General features: G+C 50.9%; 11 protein-coding genes and 1 CRISPR repeat array. Of the genes, 10 read left to right on the top strand and 1 reads right to left on the bottom strand.

Features of this window, described 5'->3' with window-relative positions; all coding sequences use genetic code 11:
* Positions 1–204 precede the first annotated feature (204 nt).
* The 4 genes from ACTUHY_RS09145 to cas2 all read left to right on the top strand — a co-directional run bounded on the left by ACTUHY_RS09145 (position 205) and on the right by cas2 (position 5,908).
* Entirely contained in the window at positions 205–1,107 is a 903-nt protein-coding gene (locus ACTUHY_RS09145; RefSeq protein WP_442827491.1) for a tetratricopeptide repeat protein, read from the top strand.
* 266 nt (positions 1,108–1,373) lie between these two features.
* Positions 1,374–4,673, top strand: coding sequence for a type II CRISPR RNA-guided endonuclease Cas9 (gene cas9, locus ACTUHY_RS09140; RefSeq protein WP_442827490.1), 3,300 nt, complete (start codon positions 1,374–1,376; stop codon positions 4,671–4,673).
* A 22-nt stretch (positions 4,674–4,695) separates the two neighbouring features.
* Positions 4,696–5,595 carry a type II CRISPR-associated endonuclease Cas1 gene (gene cas1 / locus ACTUHY_RS09135; protein ID WP_442827489.1) on the top strand — a complete coding sequence of 300 codons (900 nt, stop codon included), beginning with the start codon at positions 4,696–4,698 and terminating at the stop codon, positions 5,593–5,595.
* A complete protein-coding gene (gene cas2, locus ACTUHY_RS09130) occupies positions 5,588–5,908 on the top strand; it encodes a CRISPR-associated endonuclease Cas2 (RefSeq protein WP_442827488.1) in 321 nt (106 codons plus the stop codon). Before cas1 ends, cas2 begins: the two co-directional genes overlap by 8 nt.
* A gap of 100 nt (positions 5,909–6,008) precedes the next feature.
* A CRISPR array of direct repeats spans positions 6,009–8,419; the repeat unit is 36 nt; unit sequence ATTGTACCAAACCAATGACCAGCAGGGAACTACAAC.
* Positions 8,420–8,542: 123 nt separating this feature from the next.
* On the opposite strand, the gene ACTUHY_RS09125 is transcribed toward cas2, so the two are convergent.
* Positions 8,543–9,121, bottom strand: a complete 579-nt coding sequence (locus ACTUHY_RS09125) for a hypothetical protein (protein WP_442827487.1) — start codon at positions 9,119–9,121, stop codon at positions 8,543–8,545.
* Between the two features lie 110 nt (positions 9,122–9,231).
* Here ACTUHY_RS09125 and ACTUHY_RS09120 point away from each other — a divergent pair, with 110 nt between their 5' ends.
* The 6 genes from ACTUHY_RS09120 to ACTUHY_RS09095 all read left to right on the top strand — a co-directional run bounded on the left by ACTUHY_RS09120 (position 9,232) and on the right by ACTUHY_RS09095 (position 19,075).
* A complete protein-coding gene (locus tag ACTUHY_RS09120; RefSeq protein WP_442827486.1) occupies positions 9,232–10,839 on the top strand; it encodes an MBL fold metallo-hydrolase RNA specificity domain-containing protein in 1,608 nt (535 codons plus the stop codon).
* Between the two features lie 127 nt (positions 10,840–10,966).
* On the top strand, positions 10,967–12,787 hold the full coding sequence (typA, locus tag ACTUHY_RS09115) for a translational GTPase TypA (protein WP_442827485.1): 1,821 nt from the start codon (positions 10,967–10,969) through the stop codon (positions 12,785–12,787).
* 95 nt (positions 12,788–12,882) lie between these two features.
* On the top strand, positions 12,883–13,197 hold the full coding sequence (sepF, locus tag ACTUHY_RS09110) for a cell division protein SepF (RefSeq protein WP_442827484.1): 315 nt from the start codon (positions 12,883–12,885) through the stop codon (positions 13,195–13,197).
* Between the two features lie 266 nt (positions 13,198–13,463).
* Positions 13,464–16,880, top strand: coding sequence for a DNA polymerase III subunit alpha (locus ACTUHY_RS09105; RefSeq protein WP_442827483.1), 3,417 nt, complete (start codon positions 13,464–13,466; stop codon positions 16,878–16,880).
* Between the two features lie 368 nt (positions 16,881–17,248).
* Positions 17,249–18,040 carry an electron transfer flavoprotein subunit beta/FixA family protein gene (locus ACTUHY_RS09100; RefSeq protein WP_278675757.1) on the top strand — a complete coding sequence of 264 codons (792 nt, stop codon included), beginning with the start codon at positions 17,249–17,251 and terminating at the stop codon, positions 18,038–18,040.
* 12 nt (positions 18,041–18,052) lie between these two features.
* Entirely contained in the window at positions 18,053–19,075 is a 1,023-nt protein-coding gene (locus ACTUHY_RS09095) for an electron transfer flavoprotein subunit alpha/FixB family protein (RefSeq protein ID WP_278675756.1), read from the top strand.
* The last annotated feature ends 16 nt before the right edge of the window (positions 19,076–19,091 follow it).

The raw sequence follows: 19,091 nt of genomic DNA, 5'->3' as shown, positions 1-19,091 counted from the left end.
TATTCTCCTTTCAGTTCTTCGTGGTGGTTGAGGTGAAATGTAGCTTAGATATGTCTTTATTTTATCGTAAGACAAGGGGTCTTGTGAACAGGAGTGTCCACAAGACCCCAACATTTATTATAGAACCCTTTTTCTGTCCCCAAATTTCCCCATTTCTTTTGCTATACTGGAAAAAAAGGAATCCCATTACAGGAGGTACAGGCCATGGAGAGAAAAATAGAACAAAGAGAGATGCAGGCAGGGGAAAAGGGAATATGGGAAAAAGGGTCACGGGAACTGGATCAGATGTTCCTGACACTTCCGCCCCGGGAGGCGTATCCTCTCATCCTGGCGAAAGCCTGGGAAGGCAGCGGCCGGGCCTCGCTCCTCCTGGCTCTGTATCTGGATGGGGGATACGAAACTTTCTTCCTGGATAAAGGCCAGGCCCGGGCGTATGCTTCCGCCGCTTTTCAGGCCGGTGATCCGGTGGCTCCTGCCTTTGGGGCACTGAAAGACCTGCCCAATGTGGGAGAATCCGTCCGGGTGTTCGTCCGGCAGAGAGGAAAAATCCGAGCCCTGGCGGCAGAAGGGGACTTCCTGGCCCAGTACTATCTGGGGATCATGTACGCTTACGGGGAAGGGGTGGACCCTTCTTACGAAGGAGCCCTGGCCTGGTTCGAGAAATCTGCCACCCAGGGCTTCGCAGCCGCCCAGCTGGCCATGGGTTCCTTCCTCCGGCTGGGGAGCAAGGGGGAAAATAGCGGTTGGCGGGAGAAACGGCTGGAATGGTATCGAAAAGCCACCGAACAAGGCCATGCAGAAGCCCAGCTGCGCCTGGCCCAGGAATACCGGCTGCACTTCCATGCCCTGGACCAGGCCAAGATCTGGTACGAAAGAGCCGCCCGCCAGGGCCACCCTGCAGCTTGTGAGATCATGGGAGATTTTTGGGAAAAAGGATACCTGGGCCAGGCAGAACCTGCCCAAGCCCTGGCCTGGTACCGCAGAGCCTACCAAAGAGGCAGCTCCAGTGCCTGCCTCGCCATCGCCAGCCTGTACGAAGCAGGCCGAGGCGTCCCCCAATCCTGGCAGCAGGCGGCCCTGTGGTATAAAAAATATTGGGAAAGATAGGAATTGTACTGAAATTTGGATAGGAAAGAGTGTATGATGGGAGTAGGAAGAAATCAAAGCAATTTGTAAAATAAAAATATGATACAATATTCTTATATTTCTTTACTTTCCATGGTAAGTGCGCTATAATAAATTTGGTTGTACCAAACCAATGATCAGTGGGTTACTATGATAAGGTAACACACCGAGGAGCTCTAACGCCTTGCCATTTGGCAAGGCGTTATCTCTTTTATGGGAATAAAATACAAAGAAGGGCGGGCAAGGTTATGGAATACGGGATTGGGTTGGATGTAGGAATCGGATCAGTGGGCTGGGCTATCCTGGCACTGGATCATGAAGAAAATCCTTGGGGAATCATTGATTTGGGCAGCCGGATCTTTGATGCAGCAGAACAGCCTAAAACAGGAGCTTCATTAGCACTGCCCAGGAGGGAAGCTAGAAGTATGCGACGCCGTCTGCGCCGGCGCAGACACCGTCTGGAACGGATACGGAACCTTTTTATCAAATGTGGACTGCTGACAGCAGAACAGCTGGATCATCTGTATGACGGGAATCTGGAAGATGTGTATGCTCTCCGTGTCAGAGCCCTGGATGAACGGCTGACGGATGAAGAGGTGGCACGGGTTCTACTGCATCTGGCCCATCGCCGAGGCTTTAAAAGCAATCGGAAAGCGGAATCCCAAAGCGCAGAAGCAGGGGAACTGAAAAAAGCCATCAGCCTAAACCAGAAAACCATGGAAGAAAACCACTATCGGACGGTGGGGGAAATGTTCTGCAAAGATCCCCGTTATACAGAATACAAGAGGAATCGGGGTGGAAATTACCTTAACACGGTGGACCGGGCCATGGTGGAAGACGAAGGCCGCAAGATCCTGGAAATCCAGGAAAAACTGGGAAACAGCAAACTGAATGGGGATTTTCAAGAATCCTATCTTTCTATCTTGCTGAGCCAGAGGCAGTTTGATGAAGGGCCTGGGGGAAAAAGCCATTACGGAGGAAATCAGATCCTGAACAAGGTAAGGCCTTGTACTTTTGAAGATGGAAGCAATGGAGCGCCAGCAGAAAAGAGATCTCCCAAAGTCTGTTATTCCTTTGAATATTTCAATCTTCTTCAGAAAGTGAACCATTTGCGTCTGACCTCTTCTAAAGATAACAGGGGACTGGATGAAGCAGAACGGAAAAAGGTCATCGCGCTGGCAAAGGACAAAGCAGATCTGCGTTTAGGAAAGATCCGGGAAACACTGCAGATTCCTCAGGAATATCGATTCCAGGGTGTTTCCTACAGCACAAAGGAATGCCCCAAGGAAACTGAGAAAAAAGCGAAATTCAATTATTTACCGTTCTATCATCAGATGCGGAGAATCTTAAAAGTAAAAGCCCAACTTGATATTAGGGATTATTCTTTGGATATATTAGATAAAATCGGACAGATCCTTGCCTTTTATAAGGGAGATGATGCCAGACGGAAGGAATTGGAGAAACTGCAACTTGCTCCGAAAGCCATCGAAGCTCTGTTGGAAATGAATGGAACCAGCAAGTTCTCCCATTTGTCACTGAAGGCCATCCGAAAGATTACACCTTTCCTGGAACAGGGCATGACCTATGATAAAGCCTGCGAGGCAGCTGGATACGATTTTCGGGCCCATCGGGCGAATAAGTCTTTTTTGCTTCCGGCCAATGTACCGGAACTGGAAGATATTACAAACCCAGTAGTACGCCGCGCCATCGGACAGACCATCAAAGTGGTCAATGCTATTATCCGGAAGCAGGGAAGCAGTCCCTTGTATGTCAATGTGGAACTGGCACGGGAAATGGCCAAAGATTTTCAGGAACGGAAGAAAATCGAAAAAATCAACAAAGAAAATCAAGAAAATAATGACAACCTGATGGATGAAATCAGGAAAGAAAACAACAAACTTAATCCGTCCGGTATGGATTTGATGAAATTGAAATTGTGGAATGAACAGGATGGAATCAGTCCTTATTCACAGAAACATATTGAGAGAGAACGACTGTTTGAAACAGGCTACGTGGATATCGATCATATAGTTCCCTACAGCATCAACTTTGATGACAGCTATAAAAACAAGGTACTGGTGTTTTCTTCAGAAAACCGGGATAAGGGAAACCGTTTGCCCTATCAATATCTTCTGAAGAAATATGGGCAGGATGCGGCGGATCGGTTCAAAGTTTGGGTTAACAACAATGTACGGGATTACCAAAAACGGCAGAGACTCCTGAAAGAAAAAATGACGAAAGAAGAAATATCCGGCTTTAAGGAACGGAACCTGAGTGATACCAAATATATTTCCCGGTTTATGTATAATTTCATTCGGGACCATCTGGAATTCGCCCCTTCTGAAACAGGGAAAAAGAAGAGGGTATTGGCCGTCAATGGAATGATTACTTCCTATCTGCGGAAACGGTGGGGCATCCGTAAAATCCGGGCCAATGGGGATAAACACCATGCTGTGGACGCGGTGGTCATTGCCTGCACCACGGATAAGATGATCCGTGACCTGACTCTTTATTCGGAAGAAAGGGAAAACAAGTATGATGTGGATGAGCAGGGAAGCCGTTTGGTAAATAAATCAACCGGGGAAATCCTGAAAGAATTCCCACTTCCTTGGGACGGATTCCGGCAGGAATTGGATGCCCGCTGTTCTGATCATCCGGAACGGGGATTGGCTGGCTTACCTTTCTATATGAACAAAGATTTGAATGATATCAAACCGATTTTTGTTTCTCGGATGCCCCGGAGAAAGGTGACTGGGGCTGCCCATAAAGACACCATTCGCAGTGCTAGACATATTGCTGAAGGAATCACGGTTTCGAAAGTACCGCTGAACAATTTGAAACTGGGTAATGATGGGGAAATCACGGATTATTATAATCCAGATAGTGACCGTCTGTTGTATGAGGCCTTGAAAGAACGGCTAAAACAGTTTAGAGACAAGAGCAAGGACGCTTTTCAGGAGCCATTCTATAAGCCCAAAGCAGACGGAACTAGAGGGCCATTGGTTAAAAAAGTGAAAATCCAATCGAAAGCGACTTTGGCGGTTCCTGTGGAAAAGAAAACGGGAGTTGCAGATAATGACAGCATGGTCCGTGTGGATGTATTTAAGGTTGAGGGGGAAGGGTATTATCTGGTGCCGATTTATGTAGCAGATACGGTAAAGAAGGATTTGCCGCAAAAAGCAGTAACACCTGGTAAAACGTATGAAAATTGGAAAGTGATGGATGAAAAGGACTTTCTATTTTCGTTGTATCCAAATGATTTAATTAAGATTGAAAGCAAGCAAGATATTTCCTTCTCTCTGGTTAATGAAGATAGTGGTCTTCTCAAAACAATTAAAAGCAACCAATGCTTTGTATATTATATAAAAACTGGAATTGCTAATGGTTCGATTAAAGTTATTACTAATGATCATTGCTATCAAAAACTAAGCTTAGGGGTAAAGACGCTAAAGTCAATTGAAAAATATCAAGTGGATGTATTGGGAAAAGTTCATCCTGTGAAAAAAGAAGTCCGTCAAAAATTTACCATTCAACAGAAGGCTCGATGATGGATAAGGCAGGTCTTAATCAATGGGGTATCGCAATATTGTGATTGTTTCTGCTGCTACTTTATCCTGCAGGGAAAATCAGCTGATTATTTTCAATGAGGAAAACAACAAGGTCCCCATCGAGGATATCAATGCCATTGTTTTGGAAAACCGGCAGAGCAAAATCAGTCTGGCAGCGTTGGAACAGCTAGTTTCCAGTAATGTGACGGTATACCTGTGTGATCAACAACATTTGCCCAGCGCCGTGGTACTTCCTTTTTATCAGCATTCTACCAATGCAGAGGTCATTGAGAGGCAGGAACATCTTTCTGTTCCTCAAACGAAACAAATCTGGAAACAGATTGTCATGGCCAAAATCCAGAACCAAGGGCGTTGCCTAAAGGAAAGGGGGGATAAGGAAGGAATCCAATATTTAACGGAATTAGCCAAAACGGTGACCAGCGGGGATGTCCATAATGTGGAAGCCACTGCAGCCCGGTATTATTTTCGACGGGCATTTGGAGATCAATTTTCCAGGACGGGAGATGATGGAAGAAACAGTGCATTGAATTACGGGTATGCCATTATGCGGGGGCTGATTGCCAGGCTGCTTACAGGGTATGGTTTCATGGTCATTCGGGGAATCCATCATGGCAATAAGTACAACAGCTTCAACCTGGCAGATGACTTTATGGAGCCCCTGCGTCCAATCGTTGATTTGTTTGTATTGAATAATATGTCAAAAGAGGATATGTTGACGCCGGATTTGAAACATGCCCTGGTTAATCTCTTGGGGGTGGATGTAGTGTCTGGAGGACAAATGCACAGCTTGAATTATGGCGCGGAACGGATGATCCAAAGTTTTATGCGGATCTGCCAGCAGGAAGAGAAAAATTTAGTGATTCCTGAGCTGGTTCAACTGAGACAGCATCAATATGAATAAATTTATGCGTATACTTGTACTTTTCGACATTCCGGTAAAAACAAAATACCAACGGCATGTAGCTACGAAATTCCGCCATTTCCTTTTGAAAGACGGATATTATATGCTGCAGTATTCTGTCTATGCCCGTATCTGCAATGGTCCTGATGCCGTGGAAAAACATCGGCAGCGCTTGATGAGGGCCTTGCCGGATAATGGATCCGTCAGGATGGTGGTCCTGACAGAAAGGCAGTATGAAGCCATTGATGTGTTGGTGGGAAAATATCTGCCTGAAGAAAAGGCCTATGATGTGGAACATGTTTCCATTTTTTAAAAACAATCGAATACGGTTTCAAAAATACCTTACTGGAGGAGTTTTTGAAAAAAGTAGAAAGCCCTTGTGCCAGATGACACAAGGGCTTTTGCTAGTCTCGATTGTACCAAACCAATGACCAGCAGGGAACTACAACACAGAATATTCTCTTTTTTGCTAAACTTTGATTGTACCAAACCAATGACCAGCAGGGAACTACAACTCTCCCGGCAGTACACGGAGAAAAAAGTCAATTGTACCAAACCAATGACCAGCAGGGAACTACAACCCTCCGGAAACCGCCTGTATCGCACGCAAGATTGTACCAAACCAATGACCAGCAGGGAACTACAACTCGACACATTTGTGTATTGACTGTCGGTAAATTGTACCAAACCAATGACCAGCAGGGAACTACAACGTTTATGTCATTGACAACGACATGCTAAAATTGTACCAAACCAATGACCAGCAGGGAACTACAACTCAAGTTCTTTGACGATGAGGATTTCCGCCATTGTACCAAACCAATGACCAGCAGGGAACTACAACCCAAAGATAAAGCATGGACGAACCCTGCCGATTGTACCAAACCAATGACCAGCAGGGAACTACAACCCTTGATGTTCGGCGGCGGCTCCAGGATGGATTGTACCAAACCAATGACCAGCAGGGAACTACAACTGCAGGAATCTCAGGGAGTTTTTCATTTCCATTGTACCAAACCAATGACCAGCAGGGAACTACAACGTACAACATTGGACAGGTCTGCACCGGAAAATTGTACCAAACCAATGACCAGCAGGGAACTACAACTCCAGCTTGTCTGCTAGCCGGAGATTGTCAATTGTACCAAACCAATGACCAGCAGGGAACTACAACTACTTCTTCACGCACTGTTCGTGGACGAAATTGTACCAAACCAATGACCAGCAGGGAACTACAACCGTGCCCGTTTTGCAAAGAGCCGGTAAAAAATTGTACCAAACCAATGACCAGCAGGGAACTACAACTGCAAGCCTCTGATACACCTCCGGCTGTAAATTGTACCAAACCAATGACCAGCAGGGAACTACAACAGATGTTCCATGACCTCGCCAGCCGGTCTAATTGTACCAAACCAATGACCAGCAGGGAACTACAACCATTGGGAGGTATTGCAAGCGATGAACAGGATTGTACCAAACCAATGACCAGCAGGGAACTACAACCATTGGGAGGTATTGCAAGCGATGAACAGGATTGTACCAAACCAATGACCAGCAGGGAACTACAACCGTAGAAATAGCCCCTTCCCAAAACATTCTATTGTACCAAACCAATGACCAGCAGGGAACTACAACGTGCGCCACAAAATTGCGCACCACCTTATAATTGTACCAAACCAATGACCAGCAGGGAACTACAACAAGGCAGCCGTGCCGGGTTTGTTTTTACGGATTGTACCAAACCAATGACCAGCAGGGAACTACAACGGATTTTCTCCGGATCCCCGCCTGCTTCCAATTGTACCAAACCAATGACCAGCAGGGAACTACAACTCGGACACGCTGTACCCGCTCGTTTGCTTCATTGTACCAAACCAATGACCAGCAGGGAACTACAACGCGATTGCAGGGAACTGTTTGGGGCGCTGTATTGTACCAAACCAATGACCAGCAGGGAACTACAACAGCGCATCCGCCACCTGGATGACTGAAGGCATTGTACCAAACCAATGACCAGCAGGGAACTACAACTCCATGGATCAGCCTTCTTTCTGAGAAGTTATTGTACCAAACCAATGACCAGCAGGGAACTACAACGGGCTCAGTACACTCCGCGTATTGCCGGACATTGTACCAAACCAATGACCAGCAGGGAACTACAACTTGGCGACGTACTGACCTCTCCAAGCCTACATTGTACCAAACCAATGACCAGCAGGGAACTACAACATGAAAGAGTGAGTCCCTTTAGACAATATTATTGTACCAAACCAATGACCAGCAGGGAACTACAACACACCTTTAACGGCCTGCTTGTTCGATATCATTGTACCAAACCAATGACCAGCAGGGAACTACAACTTTCCTTTAATCGAATCCCTCTAACGATAAATTGTACCAAACCAATGACCAGCAGGGAACTACAACCGTGTTAAATTGTTTTAGAAAAAAGGTACTATTGTACCAAACCAATGACCAGCAGGGAACTACAACGCATATCTTCGGCCCAGGCTTTGAGCAGTTATTGTACCAAACCAATGACCAGCAGGGAACTACAACTACCTTCATGGTAAAGAGCGGAAAATACTAATTGTACCAAACCAATGACCAGCAGGGAACTACAACCGCATGTACCCTTCGAACAAGGCATCCAGCTATTGTACCAAACCAATGACCAGCAGGGAACTACAACTTATTGGCCGCTGACTGTTGCATAGCTTCAATTGTACCAAACCAATGACCAGCAGGGAACTACAACGGAGCACAGGGGTATGGTAAGAGGTGATAGATTGTACCAAACCAATGACCAGCAGGGAACTACAACATCCTACCAGCTTTTCGTTTATGCAAGAAGAAGGAAGTCCAACAGAATATACTTGTATGTTACTAGACGAAAGGGTTGTTGTACGTGTGTATTTTTCACACATACAGCAGCCCCTCTTTCTCCTCAATTATTCAACAAAACCCCCTTCAGCGCTTCACACAGCTCCATTCCCAGGGTATTTGGGCTCAGGGGATACCAGGAGGAATCCCCTGATTTTCCATGGCTGATTTCTTTTCCGAGGCCGTTGTAGGTGTATTGGTACAGATCGGCACAGACCCGCAGCCGTACATCGTATCGGCTCAACAGGAGGGTAGTCCGGGTACCGGTCAGGACCGTGCCTTTTTTCACCCATTTGTTCCACAGGGTGATGATCCCGGTCTTTTCGTCATACTGGATGCTCCGGGTATCGTAATACACTTCGTAATTGCTGTTGGCACCGGCCTGAGTCCAGGCGGCCGTTTCCTCGGTGGGAGGCACCGGGGGCTGTCCTGCTGGCTGGGCAGGAGCCGTGGCTGTTCCAGAAGCTGTCTCTGCATCACTTGCCAGAGCAGCCGTTCCGTCCGGGGCTTTGATCTCTTTTGCATCATTCGTTACAGAAACGGCCGTTGGAGAAACGGCTTTTTCCTTTTCCTGGGCAAAAAGCAGGGAAGGGAGCAGGAAAAGAGAAACAAACACTATAGGAAGGAAAATAGTTTTTTTCATGTATGACATCCTTTCTGGGAATCCATGGCCTTATTGTACCACATCGTGGTATACTATAGATAAATTAACTGACAGATTAAAATGAAATCTTTGCAAAGGAGGCAGAATCTATGAAAATCACCTTCTTGGGAGCGGATAAAATCGTCACAGGCTCCTGCCATCTGCTGGAAGTCAACGGGAAAAAGATCCTTCTGGACTGTGGCATGTTCCAGGGTCCCAAATTGATCCGGGACCTGAACCGGCGGGCTTTTGCTTTCAACCCGGGTGAAATCGATGCGGTGATCCTCAGCCATGCCCACATCGATCACAGTGGCCTTTTGCCCAAGCTGATCCGGGAAGGGTTCAAAGGGTTCATCCACTGCACCCATGTGACGGAAGAACTTTGTGAGATCCTGCTGCCGGACTGCGGCCACATCCAGGAATCCGATGCAGAGATCGCTACCCGGAAGGGCCTCCGTGCCGGCAAGCAGGCCGTGGAGCCTCTCTATACCGCCGACGACGCCTATCTGGCCCTGAAGCACTTCATCCCCCACGATTACGATGAAGACATCGAACTGTATCCGGGGATCACTTTCCGCTTCCGGGTAGCCGGCCATATCCTGGGCAGCGCCCTGGTGAACCTGATGATTGAAGAGAACGGCAAGAAGACCAAATTGATCTTCACCGGGGATATCGGCCAGCCCAATGTACCCATCCTGGATGATCCCCACCAGATTTCCGGCGCCGATTTCATCATCACCGAATCCACCTATGGGAACCGGCTCCACGAACAGGTGGACCGGGAAAAAGAACTGTGCGATGTGATGAAGGAAGCCCTGAGCCGGGGCGGCAACGTGATCATCCCCGCCTTCGCCGTAGGCCGTACCCAGGTGATGCTCTATTATTTCCAGAAACTCATGTCTAGCGGGCAGCTGCCCGTAGTCCCCATCATGGTGGACAGTCCCATGGCCATCAAGGCTACCCAAGTGATGCTCTACAATCCTGAAGAATACGATGAGGAAGCCCGGACCATCTTCAAGAAACAGGGGGGACGGCTCATCGACATGCCCAATGTGAAGTACACCGAGACGGCAGCGGAATCCCGGGCCATCAACGATATGCCCAGCCCTATGATCATCCTCTCCGCCAGCGGCATGGCCGACGCCGGCCGGGTGCTCCACCATCTGAAACACAACCTGTGGCGGAAGGATTCTTCCGTGATCTTCGCCGGCTACCAAGCAGAAGGGAGCCTGGGACGGCGGCTCATCGACGGAGCCAAGAAAGTGAAGATCATGGGCGAAGACATCGCCGTGGGCGCCAAGATCTACAACCTCACTGGTTTTTCCGCCCATGCGGACCGGGATCAGATGCTGGCCTTCTACAAAGGGATGGAACAGAAGCCCAAAGCTTTTTTCGTAGTCCATGGGGAATACGATGCAGCCAGTTCCTTTGCCCATCTGCTGAATACGGAGCTGGGGACGGCTACGTATATCCCCAATTTCGGGGATGCGGCCATCATCGACGGGACTGACTGGCGGATCGAGGAAACCAAGGTCATCACCAGCGAACCGGCCATCCAGGCCATGCGGGATTATCTGCGGAACTTCGAAAAAGATTATCTGGCCTACAAAGGGCGGATGGAACAGCTCATCACCCATGATCCCCGCCGGATCCCCGACATCCGGGCCAAGATGGACAAGATCCGCAAGTATATCGACGATGTGATGAAGACCCTGTAAATCAATTTGACATACAGATGGGAAAAGCATATAATAGGAAAGTCGAAATGATGTAGTTAACTTTGAGGATGCTTCTTTGACGGGCATCCTCTTGATTTATCTGGAAATAAGAGGGGATTGGGCTTTTATGATTAGAAATGATTTGCGTAACATTGCCATCATCGCTCACGTCGACCACGGCAAGACCACCTTGGTAGACGCTATGCTGAAGCAGAGCGGTGTATTCCGTGCCAACCAGCAGGTACAGGAACGGGTCATGGACTCCAACGATCAGGAAAGAGAACGTGGCATCACCATCCTGGCCAAGAATACTTCCGTCATGCATGATGGCTGCAAGATCAACATCCTGGATACTCCGGGCCACGCTGATTTCGGCGGCGAAGTAGAACGGGTGCTGAACATGGTGGATGGTGTGCTGCTGCTGGTAGACGCTTATGAAGGCCCCATGCCCCAGACCAAATATGTGCTGCGCAAAGCCCTGGAACATCATCTGAAACCGGTGGTGGTCATCAATAAGATCGACCGTCCCGATCAGCGGGTGGAAGAAGTGGTGGACGAAGTGCTGGACCTGTTCATCGAACTGAACGCCAACGATGACCAGCTGGATTTCCCGGTGGTCTATGCTTCCGCTAAGAAGGGTATCGCCAAACTGTCCATGGATGACGACAGCGACAATCTGGAACCCCTGTTCCGCACCATCATCGACAGCATCCCCGCTCCCGATGTGGATGTGGATGCCCCGCTGCAGATGCTGGTGAACACCTTGGACCACGATGACTATGTAGGACGGATCGTAGTGGGCCGTGTAGTCCGCGGTTCCATCAAGAACGGCCAGAATGTGTGCCTGATGCACGATGACCAGCGTTCCAACCAGAAAATCGGGCGTCTGTACACCTATGAAGGACTGAAACGGGTGGAAGTGCCGGAAGCCAAGGCCGGGGACATCATCGCCCTGATCGGCCTGAATACCGCTGAAATCGGCGATACCATCGCCGATGTGGACAATCCGGAACAGCTCCAGGGGATCAAGGTGGATGAACCCACCCTGTCCATGACTTTCTCCGTCAACGACAGCCCCTTTGCTGGCCAGGAAGGGGACTTCATCACCAGCCGTCATCTCCGGGACCGTCTGTACAAAGAAGTGGAGACCAACGTTTCCATGAAAGTGGAAGACACCGACAGCGCCGATACCTTCAAGGTATCCGGCCGTGGGGAACTGCATCTGTCCGTACTCATCGAAGCCATGCGTCGGGAAGGGTTCGAACTCCAGGTCGGGAAACCCACCGTCATTATGCGCCGGGACGAAAACGGCAAGCTGCTGGAACCCATGGAAGCCCTGACCATCGAAGTGCCTCAGGACTTTATGGGAGCTGTCATGGAAGGCCTGGGGATCCGGAAAGCGGAACTCCAGAACATGACCGAAATGGCCGGCTACCTGCGGATGGACTTCATCATCCCGGCCCGGGGCCTGATCGGTTTCCGGAACCAGTTCCTCACCGATACCAAGGGCAATGGCATCATGAACCACGTGTTCGCCGGCTGGGGCGCTTACAAGGGTGAAATCCCGGGCCGTACCCGGGGCAGCCTGGTGGCTTTCGAAGCAGGGACCACCACCGCCTATGGCATCGACAAATGCCAGGCCAGAGGCACCATGTATGTGAACCCTGGTGAAGAAGTGTACGAAGGGGAAATCGTCGGCGAAAACAGCCGGGAAGACGATATGGACGTGAACCCCTGCAAGAAGAAACACGTCTCCAATATGCGTGCTGCCGGGAGCGATGACGCCGTCCGTCTGGTTCCGCCCCAGACCTTCTCTCTGGAAGGGGCACTGGAACATATCAACGAAGACGAAACCGTAGAAGTCACCCCCAAGAGCATCCGTATGAGAAAGAGAGTCCTGTCCCGTCTGGAACGTGTCCGCACCAGAGCACGGAACGCACGGGCGTAATGAAAAGGGGCTGTTGCGTGAGCAACAGCCCCTTTTGCTTTCTCCCCCAAATTGGTGTAAAATAAAAAGATACGAAGAAGGGAGGGATGTCACCCATGTTTGCCAGTTTCAAATCGGGAAAAGTCCACCAGGAAGAACGGGAGAATCCTGGACTGACGCTTTTGGATACGCCCAATCTGGATTTGTGTCTCCGGACGCCGGCCAGCCTGGAAGATATCGTCTCCTACGGCAGCCTGATCATGGATGGGAAGGGGCTGCTCCTGTGCCTCAACGACCTGCCTGAACCGGACAAGATCCGGGCCCAGGATTATCTGGCTGGCATTGCCTACACCATCGGCGCCACAGAAACCGAGATTTCTCCGGAAGTCACCATGTACCTGCCGGGAGAAGTGGATACGATTAGAGGATAGGGCATTGCTGCCAGCAGCAATGCCAGTCGCGAGTCTCGAGTCGTGAGTCTCGGGCCTCTGGAAAGAACCCACCCTTCGGTCGGGGCCTTTTGAAGGTGTAGAACCAGAACCGGGCTGGATAGGGAAATTGTTATTTTGTCATTAGCGATTCAGGCTTCATATCTTCAAAAAATTTGCTTTGCAAATTTCTCATTCGGCTCGAGACTCGAGACCCGAGACTAGGGTGTTGCACAGAACGTGCAACACCCCTTTTTAAAGGAGTCCCCATGAACCAATTCGTCCATTTACATACTCATACCCAATACAGCCTCCTGGATGGATCCTGCCGCATCCCGGATCTGGTCCAGTATGCTAAGGAACTGGGGATGCCGGCTTTGGCCATCACAGACCACGGAGTCATGTACGGGGTCATCGAGTTCTACCAGGAATGCCGTAAGGCAGGAATCAAACCCATCATCGGCTGCGAAGTGTACATCACCTCCGGGTCCCATCTGGATAAGAGCCTGGAGACACGGAACCGTCTCTACCATCTGATCCTCCTGGCTGAAAATAAGACCGGCTACCAGAACCTGATGAAGCTGGTTTCCATCGGGGAAGTGGAAGGCTTCTATTATAAACCCCGGATCGATAAAGAAGTCCTCCGCCAGTATAGTGAAGGGCTGATCTGCCTTTCCGCCTGCATCGCCGGGGAAGTGCCCCGCCACCTGATCCGGGGCGAACTGGAAACCGCCGAGAAGACCATGCTGGAATACCTGGATATCTTCGACCGGGACCACTACTACCTGGAGATCCAGAACCACGGACTGCCGGAAGAAACCACCGTCCGCCGGGAACTCCATCGGCTGGCCCAGAAACACAATATCAAACTGGTGGCCACCAACGACCTCCACTATATCCATAAGGACGACGCTTCCGGCCAGGACATCCTCCTGTGCATCCAGACCAATGCCCGGTATCTGGATCCCCAGCGGATGCGGTTCAACAACGATTCCTACTATCTGAAGAGCCGGGCCGAGATGGAAGAGATCTTCCCAGAAGACCAGGAAGCCCTGGACAACACCCTGGAAATCGCCCAGCGATGCGATTTGGAGCTGGAATTCGGGCACCTGCTGCTGCCGGAATTCCCCCTGCCCCTGGGAGAGACTATGGATGGCTATCTGCGGAAACTTTGCGAGGAAGGGTTCCCGGCCCGGTATCCGGACGACGACGGCACGGCCCGGAAACGGATGGAATACGAACTGGGGATCATCAAACAGATGGGGTATTCCGGGTATTTCCTCATCGTTTGGGATTTCATCAACTACAGCCGCACCCATGATATCCCGGTGGGACCGGGGAGAGGCAGTGCCGCAGGAAGTATCGTGGCCTACCTGACGGGGATCACCAACATCGATCCCTTGAAATACAACCTGATCTTCGAACGGTTCCTGAACCCGGAACGGGTGAGCATGCCCGATATCGATACGGATATCTGCTACGTGAAGCGCCACCTGGTGGTGGACTACCTGGCCCGGAAATACGGGGAAAGCCATGTGGCCCAGATCATCACCTTCGGGACCCTGGCGGCCAAGGCAGCCATCAAGGATGTGGGCCGGGCCATGGAGATCCCGCTGAACGTGGTGAACCAGGTGAACAAGCTGATCCCCAACACCCCGGGTACGACTTTGAAAGGGGCTTTGGAAGGCAGCCGGGAACTTCGGGAACTCCGGGACCAGGATCCCAACATCGCCCAGCTCCTGGATTTCGCCCAGAAAGTGGAGGGGATGCCCCGGCACACGTCTACCCATGCGGCCGGCGTGGTGATCACTCCGGGGGAACTGACCAACTACGTCCCCCTCCAGATCACCTCCAGCAGCGATGATGAACATGAATATATCTGCACCCAGTACGACAAGGACCGGTCGGAAAGCCTGGGCCTTCTGAAGATGGATCTCTTGGGTCTCCGGACCCTCACCGTCATCGACGACGCTTTGAAGATGATCCAAAAGAACCGGGGCACAGAAGTGGATATCCGCCATATCGACCTCCACGATCCCAAGACCTGCAAGATGCTCTGCCAGGGAGATACGGCGGCGGTGTTCCAGATGGAAAGCGACGGCATGACCCGGCTCATGAAGCAGCTGGCCCCGGAAGGCTTTGAAGACCTGATCCCTCTGGTAGCCCTGTACCGGCCCGGGCCCTTGGGCAGCGGCATGGCGGAAGACTTCATCGCCGGCCGTCATGGCAAACGGACCGCTCAAGTGCTCCACCCCCTGATGGAACCCATCGTGGCCGATACCTACGGAGTGATCCTCTACCAGGAACAGGTGATGCAGATCGTGTCCGCCCTGGGAGGCTTTACCCTGGGGGAAGCCGATATCCTGCGCCGGGCCATGGGAAAGAAGAAGGCTAAGCTGCTGGATTCCATGAAGGAGAAATTCCTGGACGGAGCCCAGAAGCTCCACAGCATCAGCCGGGAACTGGGCGAAAAGATCTTTGCCCTTCTGCAGCATTTTGCCGGCTACGGCTTCAACAAATCCCATTCCGCGGCCTATGCCCTGGTGGCCTATGAGACCGCCTGGCTGAAGGCCAACTATCCGGTGGAATACATGGCCGCCTTCCTGAACAGCATCATCACCGTAGCGGACAAGGTGAGCTGGTATATCGGAGTGTGCCGGGATATGGGCATCAAAGTGCTGCCTCCGGATATAAACACCAGCGAGGCGGGTTTTTCCGTGGATGGGCATACCATCCGCTTCGGCATGGGGGCCATCAAGAGCGTGGGGGATGCAGCAGTTTCCGTGATCCTGGAAGAACGGGAGAAACGGGGCCCCTTCAAGGATTTCTTCGATTTCACCCGTCGGGTGGATCTTTCCAAAGTGAATAAGCGGGTGGTGGAAGCCCTGATCAAGAGCGGCGCTCTGAATGCCTTCGGCCTGCGGCGGAGCCAGATGCTGGCCATCATGGACCCGGCCCTGGAAGCAGCGGCCAGCGAACAGCGGGACCGGATTACCGGGCAGCTGGGATTGTTCGGGGAAGAGGAAATCGCCAGTGCCAGTACCATTCCCATCCCCGATCTGCCGGAAATCCCCAAAGAAGAGATCCTCCGGCTGGAGCGGGAACTGATCGGCTTCTACGTCACCGGCCATCCCCTGGATGCCTACCGCAATGCGCTCTATCGGCTCACGCCCCTGGCCAAGTGCAGCGAGGAGAATTTCCGGGATGGGGAGCGGGTCACCGTAGGAGGCATCATTTCCGAACTGCGGGTCCGGTCCACCAAGAATGGCGATCGGATGGCATCCTTTAGTTTGGAAGACCTCAGCGGCAGCCTGGATGTGATTGCTTTTCCCCGGGCTTATGCCCACTGCCGGCTCCAGATCGAAAAAGACCGGATCGTCATGGTCCAAGGGATCTTGAAATTGGACGAAGAACAGGCACGGATCTTTGCCAACAATGTGGAACCTCTTCAGGAGGCGGCCAAAGAAGTCCATCTCCACATCGGACCGGGAAAGAATACCCAAACTGTCCAGCAGCAGCTGGGAGGGATCTTTGCCGCCTTCCATGGCAAGAACCCGGTGTATCTCCACATCGCCGACACCCGGAAAGTCATCCGGACCAATCCCCGCTTCTGGGTGGACCTGGAAGCCCCCGGCTTCAACGACGCCATAGAGCGGGTGCTGGGGAAAGGAAGCGTGGAATTGTAAGGCTTGTTGCACGTTCTGTGCAGCAAACCTTTGGTCGCGAGTCGTGAGTCGCGACCCGCGACGGGGGTTGTGAATTTTTTCACACCCCCTTTTTTTATAAGTGATCCCTTATATCTCCCCGAAATCCTCTGTTATTTGTCGTGCAATTCTGTTGAAATTTCCGTTACAGAAGTTGTTGAGAATTATCCGTTAATTTAGAAAGAACGAGTATACAAAAGAAAAATGCAGGCTAGGGGGAATGAACTGAAACGGGCGAGCTGCTGTGCCGGCCTGGCAAGTTGACCCAATCTCTTGCATACCGGGAACACACGTGTTACAATTGGGCTGTGTGGTTTTGAACTATATGATTTTTAGGAGGTCGCTTTGTAATGAACATCGTTGTATGTGTTAAACAGGTACCGGATACCGCTGAAATGAAGATCGATCCGGTTACCAACAACCTCGTCAGAGATGGTGTAACCAATATTATGAACCCGTATGACCAGTATGCTCTGGAAACGGCTCTGCAGCTGAAAGACGAACTGGGTGCTCATGTTACCGTCATCACCATGGGACCGCCTCATGCTGAATCCGTCCTGAGAGACTGCCTGGCAGTGGGTGCTGATGAAGCCAAACTGGTCAGCGACAGAGCCTTCGGCGGCGCTGATACCCTGGCTACTTCTGCAGCTATGGCCAACACCATCAAACATTTCGGCATTCCTGATCTGATTCTGTGCGGCCGTCAGGCTATCGATGGCGATACCGCCCAAGTAGGTCCTGAAATCGCAGAACATCTGGGCCTGCCCCAAGTCACTGCGGCTCTGAAAGTCCAGGTCAAAGACGACGAAGTCGTTGTGGACAGAGATAATGAACAAATGTCCATGACCTTCACCATGAAGATGCCCTGCGTAGTCACCGTAATGCGCAGCAAGGATCTGCGTTTTGCCAGCATCAGAGGTAAGATGAAAGCCAGAAAGGCTGAAATCCCTGTCTACACGGCAGCTGCCCTGGAAATCCCTCTGGATATCATCGGCAAAGCAGGTTCTCCGACTCAGGTCATGAAGAGCTTCACTCCGAAAGTGACTCAGGTACACGGCGAAATCTTCAATGACGAAGATCCTGCTGTGGCAGTCGATAAGTTAGTGAACAAGCTGATCGAAGACAAGATTATTACGAAGTGAGGTTGGGTATAAATGGCTAACACGAAAGGTTTAAAGACCGGTAACGAAAAAGATTTATGGGTCTATGTTGAACATTACAAAGGCGAACCTGTCCATGTAGTATATGAACTGTTAGGCGAATGCCGGAAACTGGCTGACAAATGCAACCAGAAACTGGCCGCTGTCCTGATCACTGACGATGCCAAAGACGTTCCGTCCAAACTGATTGCCCGGGGCGCTGATCTGGTTTATGTCTGCCAGGATCCTGCTTTTAAATATTATTCCACCGATGAATACACCAACGCTTTCTGCGAAATGATCGCTGAATACCAGCCTTCTTCCGTATTCATCGGCGCTACCAACGACGGCCGTGACCTGGGGCCCCGTATCGCTGCCCGGGTGAACACCGGTCTGTGCGCAGACTGCACCATCCTGGATGCAGAAGAAGACGGCCTGATCGAATGGACCCGTCCTGCTGCCGGCGGTAACATCATGGCTACCATCCTGTGCAAAGAACATCGTCCTCAGATGGGTACTGTCCGTCCTAAGACCTTCAAGGCTATGGAACCGGATGCTTCCCGTACCGGTGAAGTGATCAACTACACCCTGAAGAACCATGTGGATGACCGTGTCACCTGCATCCGTAGAGAAGAAGTGGTCAGCGAAGGCGAAATGGCCATCGACGATGCTCCGTTCGTCTGCTCCGGCGGCCGTGGCATGAAAGCCAAAGATAACTTCTCCCTGCTGTATGACCTGGCCCATGTACTGGGCGGCGCTGTGGGCGGCAGCCGTGCTGCAGTGGATGAAGGGTTCATCGAACATCCTCGGCAAGTCGGCCAGTCCGGTAAAACCGTTACCCCGAAGATTTACTTCGCCTGCGGGATTTCCGGTTCTGTGCAGCATAAAGCCGGCATGAGCAAATCCGATACCATCGTCTGCATCAACAAGGATCCGGATGCTCCTATGTTCCAGATCTCCAAATATGGTATCGTGGGCGATGCCCTGAAGATCTTGCCTCTGCTGACCGCAAAGATCAAGGCCTTCAAGGAATCCTAATTTCATAAACGGAACT

Source organism: Acidaminococcus nyctereutis, from assembly GCF_052216985.1.
Lineage (GTDB): Bacteria > Bacillota > Negativicutes > Acidaminococcales > Acidaminococcaceae > Acidaminococcus > Acidaminococcus fermentans_A.
This window is presented reverse-complemented; position numbering and strand designations above follow the sequence as displayed.

Coding starts and splice junctions, on each gene's coding strand:
- ACTUHY_RS09145 (WP_442827491.1), top strand. CDS start 205: ATGGAGAGAAAAATAGAACAAAGAGAGATGCAGGCAGGGGAAAAGGGA.
- cas9 (WP_442827490.1), top strand. CDS start 1,374: ATGGAATACGGGATTGGGTTGGATGTAGGAATCGGATCAGTGGGCTGG.
- cas1 (WP_442827489.1), top strand. CDS start 4,696: ATGGGGTATCGCAATATTGTGATTGTTTCTGCTGCTACTTTATCCTGC.
- cas2 (WP_442827488.1), top strand. CDS start 5,588: ATGAATAAATTTATGCGTATACTTGTACTTTTCGACATTCCGGTAAAA.
- ACTUHY_RS09125 (WP_442827487.1), bottom strand. CDS start 9,121: ATGAAAAAAACTATTTTCCTTCCTATAGTGTTTGTTTCTCTTTTCCTG.
- ACTUHY_RS09120 (WP_442827486.1), top strand. CDS start 9,232: ATGAAAATCACCTTCTTGGGAGCGGATAAAATCGTCACAGGCTCCTGC.
- typA (WP_442827485.1), top strand. CDS start 10,967: ATGATTAGAAATGATTTGCGTAACATTGCCATCATCGCTCACGTCGAC.
- sepF (WP_442827484.1), top strand. CDS start 12,883: ATGTTTGCCAGTTTCAAATCGGGAAAAGTCCACCAGGAAGAACGGGAG.
- ACTUHY_RS09105 (WP_442827483.1), top strand. CDS start 13,464: ATGAACCAATTCGTCCATTTACATACTCATACCCAATACAGCCTCCTG.
- ACTUHY_RS09100 (WP_278675757.1), top strand. CDS start 17,249: ATGAACATCGTTGTATGTGTTAAACAGGTACCGGATACCGCTGAAATG.
- ACTUHY_RS09095 (WP_278675756.1), top strand. CDS start 18,053: ATGGCTAACACGAAAGGTTTAAAGACCGGTAACGAAAAAGATTTATGG.